This is a genomic window from Flagellimonas ulvae (assembly GCF_049333175.1).
In the GTDB taxonomy this organism is placed as follows: Bacteria; Bacteroidota; Bacteroidia; order Flavobacteriales; family Flavobacteriaceae; genus Flagellimonas.
Window position 1 is genome coordinate 1,321,642 of sequence record NZ_CP186325.1, and the last position, 16,835, is coordinate 1,338,476.

Here is a 16,835-nt window from a genome sequence, read left to right on the forward strand (position 1 = left end):
CTATTGATTATTATTTTCAAAACTCAATCTGAAATGGCAAGGAAAACAGGGAGGTTTAGACTATCTTGTAATACGAAAAGGAGTCGCCACTTTGGCATTCAACAAGCTAGAAGACGGTTGACAACCCATTGAAAAAGAAAACTGAATTGATTCATTTTTCCACAATAAAAGAATACTGTGAAGGTATAAACATACCATCTCCTAGACATCAAGATTATGATGTTCGTAGTTTTCAGGATAATATGAAAACCGTGCACCATAAAATGGCCTTGCACAAACATGAGTTTTATGCATTGGCATTAAAACTCGAAGGTTCTGGATACACAAAAACCGGTAATTATTCCACCAAAAATTTAGAAGCCACTCTTTTTTTCAATTCACCTTATCAAATCACATATTGGGATATTTTACCGGACTGGGAAGGGTACTACATCATGTTTACCGAGGATTTTTACATTGAAAACAATCCCACAGCCCAGATAGGACAAGAATTCCCTTTCCTTTTGGTTGACAATACCATTCCTTTAAACATAGCCAAAGAGGACATATCTACCCTCCTAAGCATTTTCCGGGAAGCCTTTGATGAGTATAACAGTGGAGCCGATTTTAACAAAGAGATTATTTATCACCACACCAAAGCCCTTCTTTACAAAGCGACCAGACTGTTTAAAAAACAAATAGATGAAAGTGAACTTCAGTTTACACAAAGGGATGGTGATATCACCTTAGTAAGCCGATTTAAAAACCATATTGAAACCAGTTTTCACCCGGGACAAAGTTTTGAAAATGCTGAACCACATAAAGTTCAGTTTTATGCCGATAGGTTATCCGTTCACCCTAACCATCTGAATGCCCTTTGCAAACGCATCACCTCGTATTCCGCATCTGAACTCATCTACAAACATATTTTGAGTTTGGCCAAATCTAGACTAACCAATACGGACAAATCAGTCAAGGAAATTGCTTTTGAACTGTACTACAACTATCCCAACCATTTTGCCAAATTCTTCAAAAAACAAACTGGAATGACTCCTGGAGCCTTCAGGAAATAGAAAAATACCTCTACTTTTTATTGATTATTTGAATTGTATACTTCACACTTTGAATTGTGTAGTTCTCACCCCCTGCCCTGCCCATACTTTTGTACCATAATCTTTTAAAAACTAATTGTTATGAATACAAAACTCTTTTTAATCACTGTTCTATCGGTTTTCACTTTTGCCAATGCAAAACCAAATAATAACTCTAAAAAAACAATTCAAATGGAAAAAATAACATTCAACGCAGACGGTTTAGTTTTATCAGGTCATCTGTACAAACCTGCAAATTTTGACTCTTCAAAAAAGTATCCTGCAATAATTACAGGTGGTTCATTAACCTCTGTAAAAGAACAAATGGCGGGCACTTATGCACAAAAATTAGCTGAAGAAGGCTTTGTAACCTTGGCATTCGACTATCGTAATTACGGAGAAAGCGAAGGACAACCCCGTCAGTTTGAAGACCCAGAATTAAAACTTAAGGATTTACAGGCGGCCACTACCTATCTCTTATCCTTGTCTTATGTGGATAATGTAGGTGCTCTGGGTGTTTGTACATCAGCAGGCAACGTAGCTTATCTCGCCGCCGAAGATAATAGAATTAAGGCTGTGGCCACTGTGGCAGCTTGGCTTCCAGACGAAAATGTTTTACCCCTGCTTTACGGCAGTGAAGATAACGTGCAGAAATTGCGTGAAGTTGGATTAGAGGCCAAAAAGAAATTTGCTAACACTGGGGAAAATGATATCATCTTAGCGTATCATAACGAAGATAAAACCGCTTCTCACGTAGGACCGATGGAATATTATATGGACACTACAAGAGGTGGCGGAGTGAAGGAGTGGAAAAATGAATTGTCTGTTATGAGTTGGGGACCTTGGTTGGATTTTGACCCAATGAGTAAGGCAAAAGAAATTAAAACTCCTTTCATGATGGTACATTCAGATGGTTCTGCATTGCCAGACAATGTCAAGAAGTTTTACAATGACCTCCAAGGCGAAAAAGAACTAATCTGGGGAGATGGATATCACTTTGATTACTATGATCAACCAAAACAAGTCAATCAAGCAGTGGAAGAAGTAAGTGTCTTCTTTTCAAAGAACTTGGATTAGAAATTAATCATCAAAATATTAGAAAATGAAAAATACAGATAACAACAAAGTATGGTTTATTACCGGAGCTTCATCCGGTTTTGGTAAAGCAATGGCAGAATATGCCACTTCCAAAGGCTACAAAGTAGTAGCTACAGCCCGTAGAAAAGAAAAACTGGATGAATTGGCGGCAACCGCGCCTGACCAAATCAAAGCAATCTCAATGGATGTTACCAATCTTCAACAAGTAAAACAAGGAGTTAAAGAAGCTATAAACGCTTTTGGCCATGTAGATGTACTTATCAACAATGCGGGTTACGGTATCGTTGGAGCGTTGGAGGAAACCCCGGAAGAAGAGTTTCGAAATCAAATGGAAACCAATTTTTTCGGAGCCATTTCAGTAACACAAGAAGTCCTACCCCATCTAAGAAAACAAGGCAGCGGTGCCATCGTCAATATGAGCAGCATGGGTGGTAATATGAGTTTTGGTGGTTTTAGTGCCTATTCAGCCTCTAAATTTGCGTTGGAGGGAGCATCCGAGGCATTGGCTCAAGAGGTAGCGCCTTTTGGGATAAAAACCATGATTGTGGAACCCGGAGCTTTCCGAACCGAATTTGCAGGAAGTGCTTTGAAGCACATGCCAAAAATTGAAGCCTACGACGAAATCGTAGGGGGTACTAGAGATTTCGCAAAAGGAATGGATGGCACACAAGAGGGTGACCCATTAAAAGCGGCACAGGCCATTGACCAAGCATTGCAAGCAGAAAATACGCCTTTGCGCCTACAATTGGGTGCTGATGCAGTTGAGGCTATAAAAGGTCACGCCGAACAGCTACTCAGTGATTTGGATAGCTGGAAAGAGATGGCAATAAACACTTCGATTGATAGCTAAACAGTATAATAAAATAGCTCTTACAACCGATGTCAATTGAGGCATCGGTTTTTATGTTTTAAAAACCCTCTTTAAAGAAGGATTGAAGTATATTGTTACTCTAAATCCCCTACCAAAACAAACTTTAAATCAAAGTGTACACTACCCTAGCAACAGAAAGATTGATTCTAAGACCAATAAATCTGAAAGACGCTGAATTTATTGTCGAATTGGTCAATTCTGAGGGCTGGTTAAAATTTATTGGAGATAGAAACATTTCTTGCACGAAAGACGCAGAAAACTATATACAAAACATACTTAACAACAATAAATATTTCTACAATGTATTTGAGCTGAAGGAATCTGGAAATGCCATTGGAATAGTAACATTTCTAAAACGGGATGATGAGTTATTTCCAGATATTGGATTCGCATTGTTGCCGCAATTTGAAAAAAAAGGGTACACCTTTGAAGCAAGTAAATTATACTTAGACAAGCTAAAAGAGCTTAATACCTATGAAAACATCATTGCGATTACACTTCCCGCCAATAAAAAGTCAATTAAATTGCTACATAAACTTGGACTACGGTATCAAGGTGATTTCCAAAAAGGTGAAAAGCTTTTATCCTATTACAGTTTGAAAAGCTTGAGCAAAGAAAATAAGAACATATCAAACAAAAAGGACAAAACGTGAAAATTACAAATGGAAAGATTTTAGTTTTTTTTGGCATAATTCACCCGCTTTTAGGAATTTCTCCATTTGCTTTTGGAAAACAATTTGCAGGGTTTGCCGATAAATTCTTTTTCAGAATAAGTAAGGGCCTATTTGAATTTCCATTACTCAACGGAGAAATGAATTATGAGAATTTTGCTGCCTTTTGGTTCTTCTATTATGGTCTCTTGCTTATTCCACTTGGAATTCTTGTTAACTACGTAGAAAAAACTAATGGTCAAATCCCAAAAAACTTCATTTGGGCTTATTTGATTATTGTACTGGTCGGAGTCTTTATGATTCCGTTTTCGGGAATGACCTTTTTGATGTTACCCCATGCAGTATATATGTTGGTTCAAAGAAATTGAAATAGTAAAATAAAAGTTTAGAGCTGAAAAATCATCGAATAGGACTTTACATCTTCACATAACGTAACAATTCTACTCCTATTTCGTCATCAAACAAACCTATTGAAGGAAATAGGTTAAACTCTAAATACATAAATTCCAAATGAAATCAGTTTACTTTTCCAGTATGCTCGTATTACTTTTTATCAACGTAAGAGCCCAAAAAAACCAAACTATTGATAACACAACAGAAGAGCAACAGGTCGGTAATTGGCTTGGCGAAGCCAATGTTCCTGGCATTGCCATCTTAAAAATTGAAAATGGAAATGTTGCCAAGACTATTGTGAAGGGGATTGATGTTAATGGAAATGAAATCACGGCGTCAACCCTATTTGATGTAGCCTCGCTTACCAAAACCATAACTACCCTGACCACTCTGAAACTTGTGGAAAACGGGGATTTAGATTTGGATGAACCGTTATATAAATATTGGATAGATCCAGATGTACAAGAGGACAGCAGGCATAAAAAGCTGACTACAAGAATTGTTCTGAGTCATAGAAGTGGCTTTAAGAACTGGAGATATATGTATGAGGACAAAAAACTTTCCTTTGATTTTGAACCGGGTGAAAAAGTCCAGTATTCCGGAGAAGGATTCGAATATTTGAGAAATGCCTTGGAACATAAATTTGCCACCTCATTGGAAAAGCTGTCAGATTCTTTGGTTTTTAACCCCATTGGAATGGAAAACAGCGCTCTGGTCTGGAATAAAAAAATGGAAAGTTTTGATTTTGCAGGCTCCCATGACAAAGGGGGTAAAGCTTATGAATATCAGAAATCGTATGAAGCCAATGCAGCGGATAACCTTTTGACCACTTTATCAGACTTTGGTAAACTCTCAGCTACTTTGCTCAATAGCTCTTATCTTGAGAAAACGCTTTTTGAAGAAATGAGTAGGCCTCATAGTGAAGTCCGTGAAGGCATACATTTTGGACTGGGGTGGATTGTATTTCAGAACCTACCCAATGAAGAGTATGCCCTGTTTAATGCTGGCAGCGACCAAGGAGTGAATTCATTGATTGTTCTTTTGCCCAAATCAAATACAGGGCTTGTGGTTATGACCAATGGAGACAATGGAAGAGGATTGGCCATGAAGGCTATCAAAACATTCTTGGATGAACCAGGCAATGAGATATTGAATCGTTTTTAGTAACACCATACTTGTGCCCAAAACCCTTTGACTCAGGAATTAGCTCTAATATATTCATTATTAGACTTCTATCTATGTGCTACTATTATTGGAGTTTTATTATTTTTATCCTGCTTTGTCTTTTTTACTAGACGGAATAAAAAAATAAAGCACCCCCCTTTTTTCTTAAATTTTAGTTTGGTTAGAGCTTGGGCTCATGGAACCGTACCAATAAATAAAGAACAATGAAAGTTACACCAGAGCACAATGAACGAATTGCAAAAATGATTTTTGCCTCGGTTTACCCACATTATGTTAATAAGGTGGAGAAAAAAGGTAGGACCAAAGAAGAATTACAACAAGTAATAAAATGGCTTACGGGATTTGACGACAAAAAACTACAGAAGCTTGTAAACGAAAAAGCCACTTTCGAGAGTTTTTTTGAGCAAGCTGATTTACATCCCAACGCTCATTTGATCAAAGGGGTAATTTGTGGATATCGCATTGAAGAAATTGACAATGACCTGACTCGAAAAGTGAGATATTTGGATAAGTTGATAGATGAGCTAGCAAGGGGACGTAAAATAGAGAAAATCTTAAGGGAAGAAAAGAAGTAAAAGTAAGTACTTCGCAAATTAGCCCGTTGTGTTATGCCAACGTTGTTATAAATCCAAATCTTACTTCCTATTTTCTAGTCATAATCAAAAGAATTTAGGAACTTGTATTCTCATTTTTTTTTAACTAAATATGAGACAGGTCATCATCTTTTTATTCGTTTTTTCACTACAAGCCACTTTTCCCCAAAACACCTTTCAAAATGCATTCAAAAAAAGCGAAAGACCCTTTAGAGAAAATCTAAGTATAGATTTTAAGGATAAAGATGGGAATGAAGCTTCTCTGCCTATTTCCATCCTCAAAGGAAAGACCAAAGGGCCAGTTTTTACTATAGTTGCTGGTGTACACGGTTTTGAATATCCACCAATTGTTGCAGTTCAGGCAATACTAAAAGAAATTGACCTTCAACAGTTAAAAGGAACCTTAATTGTGGTCCCTATCGCCAATACAGCTTCATTTTATGCTCGAACCCCCTTTATTAGTCCATTGGACAAGAAAAATCTGAACAACGTTTTCCCTGGCAAAGAAGATGGAACCATTACAGAACAAATAGGTCATTTTATCACCTCCAACATCATTCCAGCAAGCGAGGTTTTCCTTGATGTGCATGGTGGGGATGCGCCTGAGGACTTAATCCCTTTTGTATGCTTTTACAACAACACTAAAAACCCCAAACAAACTGCTCTGGCCAAAGAACTCTCTGAAAAAAGTGGGTTTCAGTATGTGGTTTCCTACCCCTACACTCTTTCGGACACAGATGCGGCCAAGTATACGTTCAAACAAGCAGTCCAAGACGGAAAAACCGCTCTAAGTATTGAATGCGGGAAACTTGGCAATGTTCAAGAAGAAAATGTGAACTTGATAAAAAAGGGGATTTACAATATGCTCGATACCATGAATATGTATCAAAATGGCACCGGACCTCACCCAAACATAATATATCGCAATAAACAAAGTTATATTCGCTCAAGTACCAAGGGAATCTTTTACAGCAATTTCAAAGCTGGGGATTCTGTTGAGGAAAATGAAGTTGTAGGGCATACTATGGATGAATTCGGCACTATCTTGGAAGAATACAAATCACCAAAGAATGGAATTATCTTGTATAAACTGGCAACTCCACCCGTCAATGTTGGTAATACCGTGATGTGTATCAGTTCGAATACAGATAACAACGAATATCCTACATTTGAAAAAACGACCAAAATGACCACAAGCTCAAGAAAAGAACTGTGCAGGTTATACCTGGAAAGGTACGCCGAAAAGGATTTAGCCGGAGTTGAAGCCATTTTTGCAGAGTACATCATCTTACGCGATTGGAAAATTCGAGTGGAAGGCAAGAAAAAGGCGTTGGAGGAAACCAAGAAAAACTTTGAAGCAGCCGAATCCATCGAAATTGAGATTTTGGAAATGCATGAAGACCAAAATACAGTAGCTGCAGAGCTGAAAATAACGGTCAACAAAACAGAAGAATTGTACGTGGTGGATATTATAACCTTCAATTCGGAAGGTCTGATTAACTCAATCAGGGCATATTTAGGTAGAGGAGACAAGGAGAATAAATAGAAAATTCCATTTACTTCCCTAAAGGGCAATTCCAATTTGCCCTTTAAACAATTTGTAGCTGTTAACCTTTCCAAAAGAGGTTGTGAGACTTTGCTCAAAAGCCCTACTTTTGGGCAAAATTCATTGATTTGAATCGATTCATATTTCTTTTGTTGATTTTGATTTCATTTGGAACTTACGGCCAACAGCAGGTCGAAGGAAAACAAATCAATATTATCTATGGCGCTAATTTTACCAAGGATGAAGCCCAATTCCCAGGCGCTTCCATTTTTAGTAAAGATGACCAACGCCAAGTACAGTTTGAACATCAAGGAGCAGACCTTTGGTGCGATATAGCCATTTTCTATGCACAGGAGAACAAGCTAAAGGCCATTGGTAACATTAGATTACAGCAAGGAGATTCCATAGAGTTGAATAGTGGAAAGATAGACTATGATGGCAATACCAAACTGGCCAAAGCCTGGGAAAATGTGGACCTAACCAATGGCCAAATGACCCTTACCACGGACACCCTCTATTTTGACCGGGAAAAGCAAGAATCCTACTACCGTTCCGGCGGGAAGGTAGTGGACTCCGCTAATGTGCTCACCAGTACCATAGGCACATACTTTATGACCCCTAAGAAGTACCAGTTCCAAAATGAAGTGCATATCGATAATCCCGAGTATACCGTTGATTCAGAACAACTAGATTATTACACCACTTCAAAGAATGCCTACATGTATGGGCCATCAACAATAATCGGTGAAGAATACAAAATATATTGCGAGCGTGGATTTTATGATACCAAAATTGAGCGAGGCTATGGCATAAAAAACACCCGTATCGATTACAACAACAAAATAATTGAAGGCGACAGTCTTTACTTTGATAAAATAAGTGCGTTTGCTTCTGCCACCAATAACATCAAAATAACGGATACCATTAACGATGGTGTAATACGGGCGCATTATGCTGAGGTTTTCAAGGATAAAGATTCCGTTTTTGCCACAAAACGTGCTGTTTCCATAAATCTAGTACAACAAGATTCCCTTTATATCCATGGGGATACCCTTATGGTCACAGGCAAGCCCGAATCTCGTATTTTACGGGCTTTTCGAAACGCAAAGTTTTATAAGACCGATTTAAGTGGTAAATGTGATTCCATCCATTTTAACGAAAAAACGGGTATAACGGAGTTAGTTACCGACCCTATCATATGGAATGTGGAGAATCAAATTACGGGAGACAGCATTCATCTCATATCGGATTTGGAAACCGAGAAATTGGATTCGCTCAAAGTATTGGAAAATGCCTTTATCATTTCTTTGGACACCATTAGCCGGGAGGGATATAATCAAGCCAAGGGAAAGAACCTGTTTGGAAAATTCATCGAAAACGAATTGAAAATCATAGACTTGGTCAAAAATACCGAGGTCATTTACTACATGTACAATGATGATCAGGAGCTTATCGGCATAGATAAGACCATATGTAGTAAAATACGCTTGCTAATGGCCAATAACGATATTGAGGACATTACCTTTTTTGTGAATCCAGACGGGGATATCTTCCCAGAAAAAGATCTCCCGGTTGAAAGCAGAAAACTGAAGGGATTCATTTGGCGGGGTGAAGAGCGCATTTTGACCAAGGATGACATTTTTGATGAGGATGACAATAATATTACCTTGGTTAAGATTCGAGGGATAGAGAATCCCATCGACATTGATGCAGAGGAGAAAGAACGCAGTAAAAACGAAAATGACCCTGTGAACAACATTCCTCCAGCCAAAGCAACTCAACCCAAGGAAACCAAAGTTTCCAAAGTACGATCGCCCTAATGCTCAAAGAAGATTTTTTCAAGCACCAGGCCCAAACTACACCACATCCTTTAGGTCTTGTTGTGACCAAGGCAAAGGGCAGCTATATCTATGATGAAGATGGGAATGCCCACTTGGATTTTGTTGCCGGGGTGTCTGCATGCAGCCTTGGGCATTGTCATGCCCGAGTGGTAAACGCTGTACAGGAGCAAGCAGAGCGATACATGCATGTAATGGTATATGGCGAATATGTGCAGAATCCTTCAGTTGCCTATTCAAAACTATTGGCCGACCATTTACCCTCTAGCTTGGAAACCACCTATTTGGTCAATTCTGGTACTGAGGCCATAGAAGGAGCCATAAAATTGGCAAGAAGGCATACCGGCAGATCACAGCTTATTGCTGCCAACCATGCCTATCACGGGAACACTCTGGGTAGTTTAAGCCTTATGGGCTACGAAGAGCGTAAAAGTGCGTTCCGACCATTGATTCCTGACGTCTCCTCCATTCAATTCAATGCCGAAGAAGAACTTGAACGCATTACAACAAAAACAGCTGCAGTGGTATTGGAGACCATACAAGGAGGTGCAGGCTTCATACTACCAAAGAATGAGTATTTGACTAAAGTAAGAGAACGCTGTGATCAGGTAGGCGCTCTACTTATTTTGGACGAAATCCAGCCAGGATTTGGAAGAACGGGCAAATTATTCGCATTTGAGCACTTCAATTGCACCCCGGATATTTTGGTTATCGGTAAGGGAATGGCTTCCGGACTCCCAGTCGGAGCTTTTGTTGCTTCCCAAAAGATGATGGCCAGCTTGCAGGACAATCCAAAACTCGGTCATATTACTACTTTTGGCGGAAATCCAGTAATTGCCGCTGCCAGTTTGGCCACTTTGCAAGAATTGACGGAAAGTAAGCTGATTGAGCAAACTCTGGAGAAAGAAAAACACTTTAGAACGCTTTTGGTACATCCTTTGATTAAGGAGGTTAGAGGAAAAGGATTGATGTTGGCCTTAATTATGCAAAGTAATGAACTAGCGAATTACCTGGTGCTTTCAGCAGCAAAAAAACATCTGATTCTTTTCTGGTTACTGTTCGAACCTAAAGCGGTTCGAATATCTCCTCCGCTCACTATTTCCGTGGAGGAAATTGAGCAAGGATGTAAGCAAATTATTGAGATTTTAAACGAGTACGGGCCGGGGTCTGTTAACTAATTTGTTGATAACATACCCAAAATCCGGCTTTAATGAAGAAAGCAAAGGGCTAATTTTAAGTCCATAGTAAAACCAAACACGTTCCTATGGCGTTAGATTCTAACGGAAATCCTGACAAATCAATAAGCAAGTTTGAGTCAATGCTCAAGACAGATGACGTCTATTTTTTCGATGCGGAGGACTTTGAGGACATTATTCACTACTATTTAAATAACGGAAAAATCGCTTTGGGAAAGAAGGCCATTCAAATTGGCTTGGAACAGCACCCAAATTCACTAGAATTAAAATTGTTGCGGGTTGAAGTCCTTGTTTTTGAGGATAACTTTGATGCTGCCGAACATATTTTGGATGAGCTCCAGGACTTTGATACCTTCAATGATGAAATCTATATTCAAAGAGCCAATATCTGTTCCAAACAGGACAAACACCAAGAAGCAGTCAATCTACTGCTGGAAGCTCTCAACCATGCTGAAGATTCCTTCGACATACATTCATTGTTAGGTATGGAATATCTTTTTATGGATGATTATGAAAGTGCCAAGCGTAGTTTCATGAGATGTGTGGAGTTTGACGAAAATGACTATTCCTCACTTTACAATGTAGTGTACTGTTTTGAATTTTTAGAAGACTTTGAAGGATGCATTCACTATCTCAACGATTATTTGGAACGTAATCCTTATTGCGAAGTCGCATGGCATCAATTGGGCAAAATGTATTTCGCCCAAAACATGTATAAAGAAGCATTGACTGCGTTTGATTTTGCCATTATTTCGGATGATGCCTTTATTGGCGCATATTTTGAAAAAGGCAAAGTGCTTGAAAAATTAGGAAAGTACAACGAGGCCATTGAAAACTATGAGGTAACCATAACCATTGACGACCCTACATCCCATGCCTATCTTCGAATTGGAAAATGTCATGAAAAGTTGGGCAATGACGATTTGGCCAAGTATTATTTTTACAATACGGTGCACGAAGACCCATTATTGGATAAAGGGTGGTTGGCCATAACTGATTTTCATAGCAGGCTCAAAAACTTTGAAAAGGCTCTGTTCTATATCAATAAAGCGATTAATATTGATGGAGAGAACCCTTTGTATTGGAAAAAAGCAGCCAAAATTTATTTTCAGCTTGGCAATTTGGATGAAGCCGATTTCGCATACAAGCAAACGGTAGATTTGGGAAATTACGAACTGGACACTTGGATGGAGTGGTCTGAAACGCTAAAGAGAATAGGGGATTTTAATTCTTCCATTCAAGTATTGGTGCAAGGTATTCAGTTTTATCCAGAGGAATCCAAACTGATTTACAAACTATCCGGTATTTATCTAAAAAACAAAGAGCTGGAAAAAAGCCAGGAAATACTTATGGAAGCATTGCAATTGAATTCTGAAAATCTTCATTTGTTTGAAAGAGAGTTTCCCGAATTCAAAGAATTTCACAGCCTTAAAATGCTTTTATCAGAATTTAAAAAGGCCTCTACCTAAACCTACTTTACCAACACATTTCTATGAAATCAAGAAAAAAGCTTGATTATCTCTTTATCACCCTTAAAGGCATGGCCATGGGTGCTGCTGATGTAGTTCCCGGAGTATCCGGAGGAACAATTGCATTTATTTCTGGGATTTATGAAGAACTCATTACTTCTATCAATTCTATTGACCTATCCCTTTTTGGCACGCTCAGAAAAGAAGGATTCAAATCTTTTTGGAAAAAAATCAATGGTAACTTTTTACTGGCCATTTTCACTGGAATCTTTATCAGTGTTTTTTCGTTGGCAAAGTTTTTAAGTTGGTTATTGGAAAACAAACCAATATTGCTTTGGTCCTTTTTCTTCGGATTGGTGTTGGCCAGTGTTTTCTTTGTGGGGAAAGAGATAAAGAAATGGAATATGGGAACTATTTCAATCTTCATAGCAGGAGCAGCTGTTGCCTTTATCATTACAGAATTGCCTTCTAATGAGAATGTGGAAAGCCTGCCCTATCTTTTCCTCTCCGGTGCTTTAGCCGTTTGTGCCATGATTTTGCCCGGTATCTCTGGAGCCTTTATATTGGTTTTATTGGGATCCTATAAAACCATTTTGGATGCGGTTCATGAAAAAGATATAAAAATAGTGCTTACAGTCGCTATTGGTGCCGTCTTTGGACTTTTGAGTTTTACCCGGCTTCTAAAATGGATGTTTAGTCATTACAAGAATTTGACTCTGGCCCTGCTGACTGGTTTTATCTTGGGCTCTTTAAACAAAATATGGCCTTGGAAGAAGGTTTTGCAAACCAAATCCTTTGGTGATAAGACCATAGTCACAGATGAAATGAACATATGGCCATGGAGTTTTGAAGGTGACAACCAATTGGCGCTTGCGATTGTTTTAGCTATAACGGGTTTTTCGCTTATTTTTATCCTGGAAAAAACCGCTTCCAAAAAATAGGGAGAGGTACACCACAACCGCATGCATCAAAGCCGAACACTTTTGGACAATCTTTTTTTGGTCATAAAAGGCCTTTGCATGGGTGCTGCCAATAAGGTTCCTGGAGTTTCTGGTGGAATTGTGGCATTTGTAGGGGGGTTTTACGAAGAGTTCATTTATTCTCTTCAAAAAATAAATTCAAAAGCCGCCAAATTGCTTTTTAATGGCAGATTCCGAAGCTTTTTCCAATATACCAATGCTAAATTTCTTTCATTGCTGATATTCGGCATGTTGATTAGTTATTTTAGTATTTCCCGGGTTTTAGACTATTTTTTGGAAACCAAAGAACTCTACGTTTGGGCTGCGTTCTTTGGAATGATTTTAGGGTCTATCTATTACATTTCTAAAGATTTTGACCACTGGAACAAAAGAACTGTTATGGCGGGGGTTATTGGTCTGTTGGTAGGTATTTCCATAAGTTTTTTGAATCCAGCTACTCAAAACAACAACCTTTTTTTCATTTTTTTCTGTGGAATCATAAGTGTTTCTGGAATGACCCTGCCTGGGCTTTCAGGCTCTTTTATACTCATCCTTTTAGGAAATTATGTACTCCTGCTAGTAGATTCAGTCAATGCGCTTTACGATACGTTGGCAGAGGTTTTGTCCGGGGACTTTAGCTTTACTCAGAATGTACAGCGTATGGAAACCTTGAAGATTCTTGCGGTCTTCACCTTAGGCTCCGCAACTGGGCTGGTTACTTTTTCACACTTGTTAAGCTACTTGCTAAAGCACTTTAAAGAAATCTCCAATGCGGTAATCATAGGTTTTATTACCGGTTCCCTTGGAGTGCTTTGGCCTTGGAAAAAAACCTTGTTTAAAAGAGATGAAGCTGGCAATTTACTTAGAGACAGCAACGGTAACGAAGTTATTGCCAACTATGAACGATTTCTTCCTGATATGCAACGTATGGAAACATGGTGGGCCATTGTTTTCATAATATTGGGAATTTTGGTATTGTTATTATTGGACTGGTATGGAAAAAGCAAAGATGAAAAACAGGTACGGACTACTGGGTAAAAACATTTCCTATTCCTTCTCCAAAGGGTATTTTTCTAAAAAATTTAAGGCGCTTCAGCTTGAAGAACATAGCTATGAGAATTTTGACATACAAACTATTGAAGAGTTTCCAAAAATACTAGAACAGGTCAATTTAAAAGGACTTAATGTCACTATTCCATATAAGGAATCCATACTGCCATATCTCTCCGAAATCGATGCGGATGCAGAACAGATTGGCGCAGTAAATACCATAAAATTCACTGAAAATGGACTCAAAGGTTTCAACACGGATGCCTATGGGTTTCAGAAATCCTTGGAACCTTTTCTTAAAACACATCATAGTAAAGCACTAATACTGGGTACAGGAGGCGCGTCTAAAGCAATTCGGTTTGTTTTGAACAATTTGGGTTTAGAAACCCAATACGTTTCTAGAAATAAAACAAATAACGTGATTACTTATAACCAATTGGATAGTGGTGTGTTAAATGAATTCACAGTGATTGTTAATTGCACACCGTTGGGCACTTTTCCGGATGTAGATAAGAAACCAGATATCCCATATCAACACATTACCGATAAACATCTTTTGTTTGATCTTGTGTATAATCCCGAAGTGACAACATTTTTAAAATTAGGACAAGAAAAAGGCGCTTCTATCTGCAATGGCTTTAAAATGCTTGAATTACAAGCAGATAGGTCTTGGGAGATTTGGAATTTTTAAAGTGGGTTTTCAAATGGTACAGAATAAGCTTCAAACTGTACAATGTCATGGTTAAACAAAAGAAGTATGCATACTTTTGCGATTAGCTAATTTAGTTGTTAACTTGGCTATAATTTCATCAATCCAGAGGAAAAACACTACTAATGCAGGAAAATGAACGAAAACTTCAGGAAACTGAAGCTGATGCTGAGCAAACTTCGGATAATATAAAGACATCTTTGGAAGAAAGCCCCATTTCTGAACCAGGATTATCTGAGGACACAGCCACACCAAACACTGAACCAGATTCTCCCGTTGAGGATTCTGCTTCTGTGGAAGAAAGCAATACTACGGAAGAAGTTGCGCAAGAGGAAACGGAAAAAGTAATCGAAGAAATAGAGGAATCCAATGCAGAGGATGCAGAGGACACCGACAATGAAAAAAGACATCATATCCCCTTTTTGGATTATCATGCCATGTCCATTGAGAATCTAGTGGGCGAGCTACAACGTTTGGTAAAAAACGAAAAGATACAGGCCATTGGCAAGCATGTAAGTGGCATTAAGTACGAATTTGACCAAAAGTTCCAAGAATTTTTAGAGCACAAAAAGGAAGAATTCGTGGCCAACGGGGGTAATGAGATAGATTTCCGATACAATTCCGTAACCAAAAGACAGTTCAATGAAGTAATTGGCGAATACCGTGAAAAAAGGGACCATTATTACAAGCAACTTGAACAAAACCTTAAGGCTAATTTAGAAAAACGCCTTGAAATCATTGAGGAACTTAAAGGTTTGATGAATGTTGAGGAAGACATCAACAATACCTATAGAAATTTTAAAGATCTTCAGGAAAGATGGCGTAATGCAGGACCCATACCTCGTAATAATTACAATGATGTATGGCGAACCTATCACCACCATATGGAAATCTTTTATGATTTTCTACACCTAAACCGAGAACTAAGAGATCTTGATTTCAAGCATAACTTGGAAGAAAAGTTAAAGTTGGTGGAAAAAGCCGAAGCCCTGGCCAATGAAACTGACTTGGGAAAGGCATTCAGAGAATTGCAGACCCTTCACAAGATTTGGAAGGAAGATATCGGACCTGTTGGCAAAGAGCAAAGAGAAGAAGTTTGGGAACGTTTTAGCAATGCCACCAAAGCCTTGCATGAAAGACGGCAAGAGCACTTTAAAGAACAGGAAAAAGTTTATGAAAAGAATCTTGAAAAAAAGGAGGAGATTATAACTTCTATTATTGCTATTGCAGATAATGTTTCAAATAACCATAAAGCATTACAACAACAAATTCGGGAGATTGAATCGCTAAGAGATGATTTCTTCAAAGCAGGCAAGGTACCCCAAAAAGTAAATGAGCAAACATGGAGTGCTTTCAAAGAGGCGGTTCGCAAGTTCAATAGAGGAAAAAATGCCTTTTACAAAAACCAAAAGAAAGAACAACACCAGAATTTAGAGCGTAAAAAAGCGCTTTTAGATTTAGCTGTATCCTTAAAGGATAGTGAAGATTGGGATATGGCCACTCCAGAAATGAAACGTATTCAGAGTGAGTGGAAAAAAATTGGTCATGTTCCCAGAAAATACTCAGATAAAATCTGGAACGAATTTAAAAATGCCTGCAACCACTATTTTGACCGCTTGCATGCAGGTAAAAACAAAACGCATCAAGAGGAATATAAAAATCTTGAAAAAAAGAACGAATGTATGGACCGGCTTCGTGCATTCCAACTTAGTGGTGATAAAGAAAAAGATTTAGCGGACATTAAACAGTTTATAGCCGAATGGAAAAGCTATGGGCGTGTCCCGTTCAATAAAAAACATTTGAATAGCAAGTTCAATAAAATCATTGACGCCCTATTCAAGAAAATTGGCGTTGGTCACCAGGAGTCTGAGCTTATAAAGTATGGAGATAAGATGAATCATCTGGCCAATACGGATGATGATAGGGCCATCCAGAATGAACGCACCTTTATCCGAAGAAAAATATCGGAGAGCAATGCTGAGATTCGCCAATTGGAGAATAACCTTCAATTCTTTTCCAGCGCTTCAGAAAATAATCCTTTGGTAATGGATGTGGTGAAGAACATTGAGCAACACAAAAAGGCTCTTGACACTTGGAAAGCCAAATTAAAGAAGCTCAACATTTTGGAAAACAATAGAAGTAAAGGTATAGTGGAAGAAGAAACCCCTGATTCTGAAGAAGAATAAG

The 16,835-nt window shown here is 38.4% G+C and carries 15 protein-coding genes; all 15 read left to right on the forward strand.

The window, feature by feature from the left end:
- Positions 1-128 precede the first annotated feature (128 nt).
- The 15 genes from ACOKFD_RS06035 to ACOKFD_RS06105 all read left to right on the forward strand — a co-directional run bounded on the left by ACOKFD_RS06035 (position 129) and on the right by ACOKFD_RS06105 (position 16,834).
- Positions 129-1,052: a helix-turn-helix domain-containing protein gene (locus ACOKFD_RS06035; protein ID WP_422860418.1), complete on the forward strand. Its 924-nt coding sequence runs from the start codon at positions 129-131 to the stop codon at positions 1,050-1,052.
- A gap of 210 nt (positions 1,053-1,262) precedes the next feature.
- Positions 1,263-2,147, forward strand: a complete 885-nt coding sequence (locus tag ACOKFD_RS06040; protein WP_422860419.1) for an alpha/beta hydrolase — start codon at positions 1,263-1,265, stop codon at positions 2,145-2,147.
- A gap of 25 nt (positions 2,148-2,172) precedes the next feature.
- Complete coding sequence (locus ACOKFD_RS06045) at positions 2,173-3,018, forward strand: oxidoreductase (RefSeq protein WP_422860420.1); 846 nt, start codon at positions 2,173-2,175, stop codon at positions 3,016-3,018.
- A 134-nt stretch (positions 3,019-3,152) separates the two neighbouring features.
- On the forward strand, positions 3,153-3,692 hold the full coding sequence (locus ACOKFD_RS06050) for a GNAT family N-acetyltransferase (protein ID WP_422860421.1): 540 nt from the start codon (positions 3,153-3,155) through the stop codon (positions 3,690-3,692).
- The gene (locus ACOKFD_RS06055; protein WP_422860422.1) at positions 3,689-4,078 is read left to right on the forward strand and encodes a DUF6463 family protein; all 390 of its coding nucleotides are present in this window, start codon (positions 3,689-3,691) and stop codon (positions 4,076-4,078) included. The genes ACOKFD_RS06050 and ACOKFD_RS06055 overlap by 4 nt, the downstream gene beginning before the upstream one ends.
- A 142-nt stretch (positions 4,079-4,220) precedes the next feature.
- On the forward strand, positions 4,221-5,267 hold the full coding sequence (locus ACOKFD_RS06060; protein ID WP_422860423.1) for a serine hydrolase domain-containing protein: 1,047 nt from the start codon (positions 4,221-4,223) through the stop codon (positions 5,265-5,267).
- Between the two features lie 224 nt (positions 5,268-5,491).
- On the forward strand, positions 5,492-5,863 hold the full coding sequence (locus ACOKFD_RS06065; RefSeq protein ID WP_298999427.1) for a DUF2200 domain-containing protein: 372 nt from the start codon (positions 5,492-5,494) through the stop codon (positions 5,861-5,863).
- Positions 5,864-5,993: 130 nt separating this feature from the next.
- On the forward strand, positions 5,994-7,427 hold the full coding sequence (locus tag ACOKFD_RS06070; RefSeq protein ID WP_422860424.1) for a nuclear transport factor 2 family protein: 1,434 nt from the start codon (positions 5,994-5,996) through the stop codon (positions 7,425-7,427).
- A gap of 128 nt (positions 7,428-7,555) precedes the next feature.
- On the forward strand, positions 7,556-9,247 hold the full coding sequence (locus tag ACOKFD_RS06075; protein ID WP_422860425.1) for an OstA-like protein: 1,692 nt from the start codon (positions 7,556-7,558) through the stop codon (positions 9,245-9,247).
- Entirely contained in the window at positions 9,247-10,443 is a 1,197-nt protein-coding gene (locus ACOKFD_RS06080) for an aspartate aminotransferase family protein (protein WP_422860426.1), read from the forward strand. Before ACOKFD_RS06075 ends, ACOKFD_RS06080 begins: the two co-directional genes overlap by 1 nt.
- Before the next feature lie 86 nt (positions 10,444-10,529).
- Positions 10,530-11,930, forward strand: coding sequence for a tetratricopeptide repeat protein (locus ACOKFD_RS06085; RefSeq protein ID WP_422860427.1), 1,401 nt, complete (start codon positions 10,530-10,532; stop codon positions 11,928-11,930).
- A gap of 23 nt (positions 11,931-11,953) precedes the next feature.
- Entirely contained in the window at positions 11,954-12,871 is a 918-nt protein-coding gene (locus ACOKFD_RS06090; RefSeq protein WP_422860428.1) for a DUF368 domain-containing protein, read from the forward strand.
- A 21-nt stretch (positions 12,872-12,892) separates the two neighbouring features.
- The gene (locus tag ACOKFD_RS06095) at positions 12,893-13,927 is read left to right on the forward strand and encodes a DUF368 domain-containing protein (protein ID WP_422860429.1); all 1,035 of its coding nucleotides are present in this window, start codon (positions 12,893-12,895) and stop codon (positions 13,925-13,927) included.
- Complete coding sequence (locus ACOKFD_RS06100) at positions 13,899-14,630, forward strand: shikimate dehydrogenase family protein (RefSeq protein ID WP_422860430.1); 732 nt, start codon at positions 13,899-13,901, stop codon at positions 14,628-14,630. Before ACOKFD_RS06095 ends, ACOKFD_RS06100 begins: the two co-directional genes overlap by 29 nt.
- A 143-nt stretch (positions 14,631-14,773) precedes the next feature.
- Entirely contained in the window at positions 14,774-16,834 is a 2,061-nt protein-coding gene (locus ACOKFD_RS06105; RefSeq protein WP_422860431.1) for a DUF349 domain-containing protein, read from the forward strand.
- The last annotated feature ends 1 nt before the right edge of the window (position 16,835 follow it).

Excerpts from the sequence above, each read along its gene's own strand:
- ACOKFD_RS06095 (WP_422860429.1), top strand. The coding sequence starts at position 12,893 with ATGCATCAAAGCCGAACACTTTTGGACAATCTTTTTTTGGTCATAAAA.
- ACOKFD_RS06065 (WP_298999427.1), top strand. The coding sequence starts at position 5,492 with ATGAAAGTTACACCAGAGCACAATGAACGAATTGCAAAAATGATTTTT.
- ACOKFD_RS06100 (WP_422860430.1), top strand. The coding sequence starts at position 13,899 with ATGAAAAACAGGTACGGACTACTGGGTAAAAACATTTCCTATTCCTTC.
- ACOKFD_RS06060 (WP_422860423.1), top strand. The coding sequence starts at position 4,221 with ATGAAATCAGTTTACTTTTCCAGTATGCTCGTATTACTTTTTATCAAC.
- ACOKFD_RS06045 (WP_422860420.1), top strand. The coding sequence starts at position 2,173 with ATGAAAAATACAGATAACAACAAAGTATGGTTTATTACCGGAGCTTCA.
- ACOKFD_RS06080 (WP_422860426.1), top strand. The coding sequence starts at position 9,247 with ATGCTCAAAGAAGATTTTTTCAAGCACCAGGCCCAAACTACACCACAT.
- ACOKFD_RS06085 (WP_422860427.1), top strand. The coding sequence starts at position 10,530 with ATGGCGTTAGATTCTAACGGAAATCCTGACAAATCAATAAGCAAGTTT.
- ACOKFD_RS06040 (WP_422860419.1), top strand. The coding sequence starts at position 1,263 with ATGGAAAAAATAACATTCAACGCAGACGGTTTAGTTTTATCAGGTCAT.
- ACOKFD_RS06105 (WP_422860431.1), top strand. The coding sequence starts at position 14,774 with ATGCAGGAAAATGAACGAAAACTTCAGGAAACTGAAGCTGATGCTGAG.
- ACOKFD_RS06090 (WP_422860428.1), top strand. The coding sequence starts at position 11,954 with ATGAAATCAAGAAAAAAGCTTGATTATCTCTTTATCACCCTTAAAGGC.
- ACOKFD_RS06070 (WP_422860424.1), top strand. The coding sequence starts at position 5,994 with ATGAGACAGGTCATCATCTTTTTATTCGTTTTTTCACTACAAGCCACT.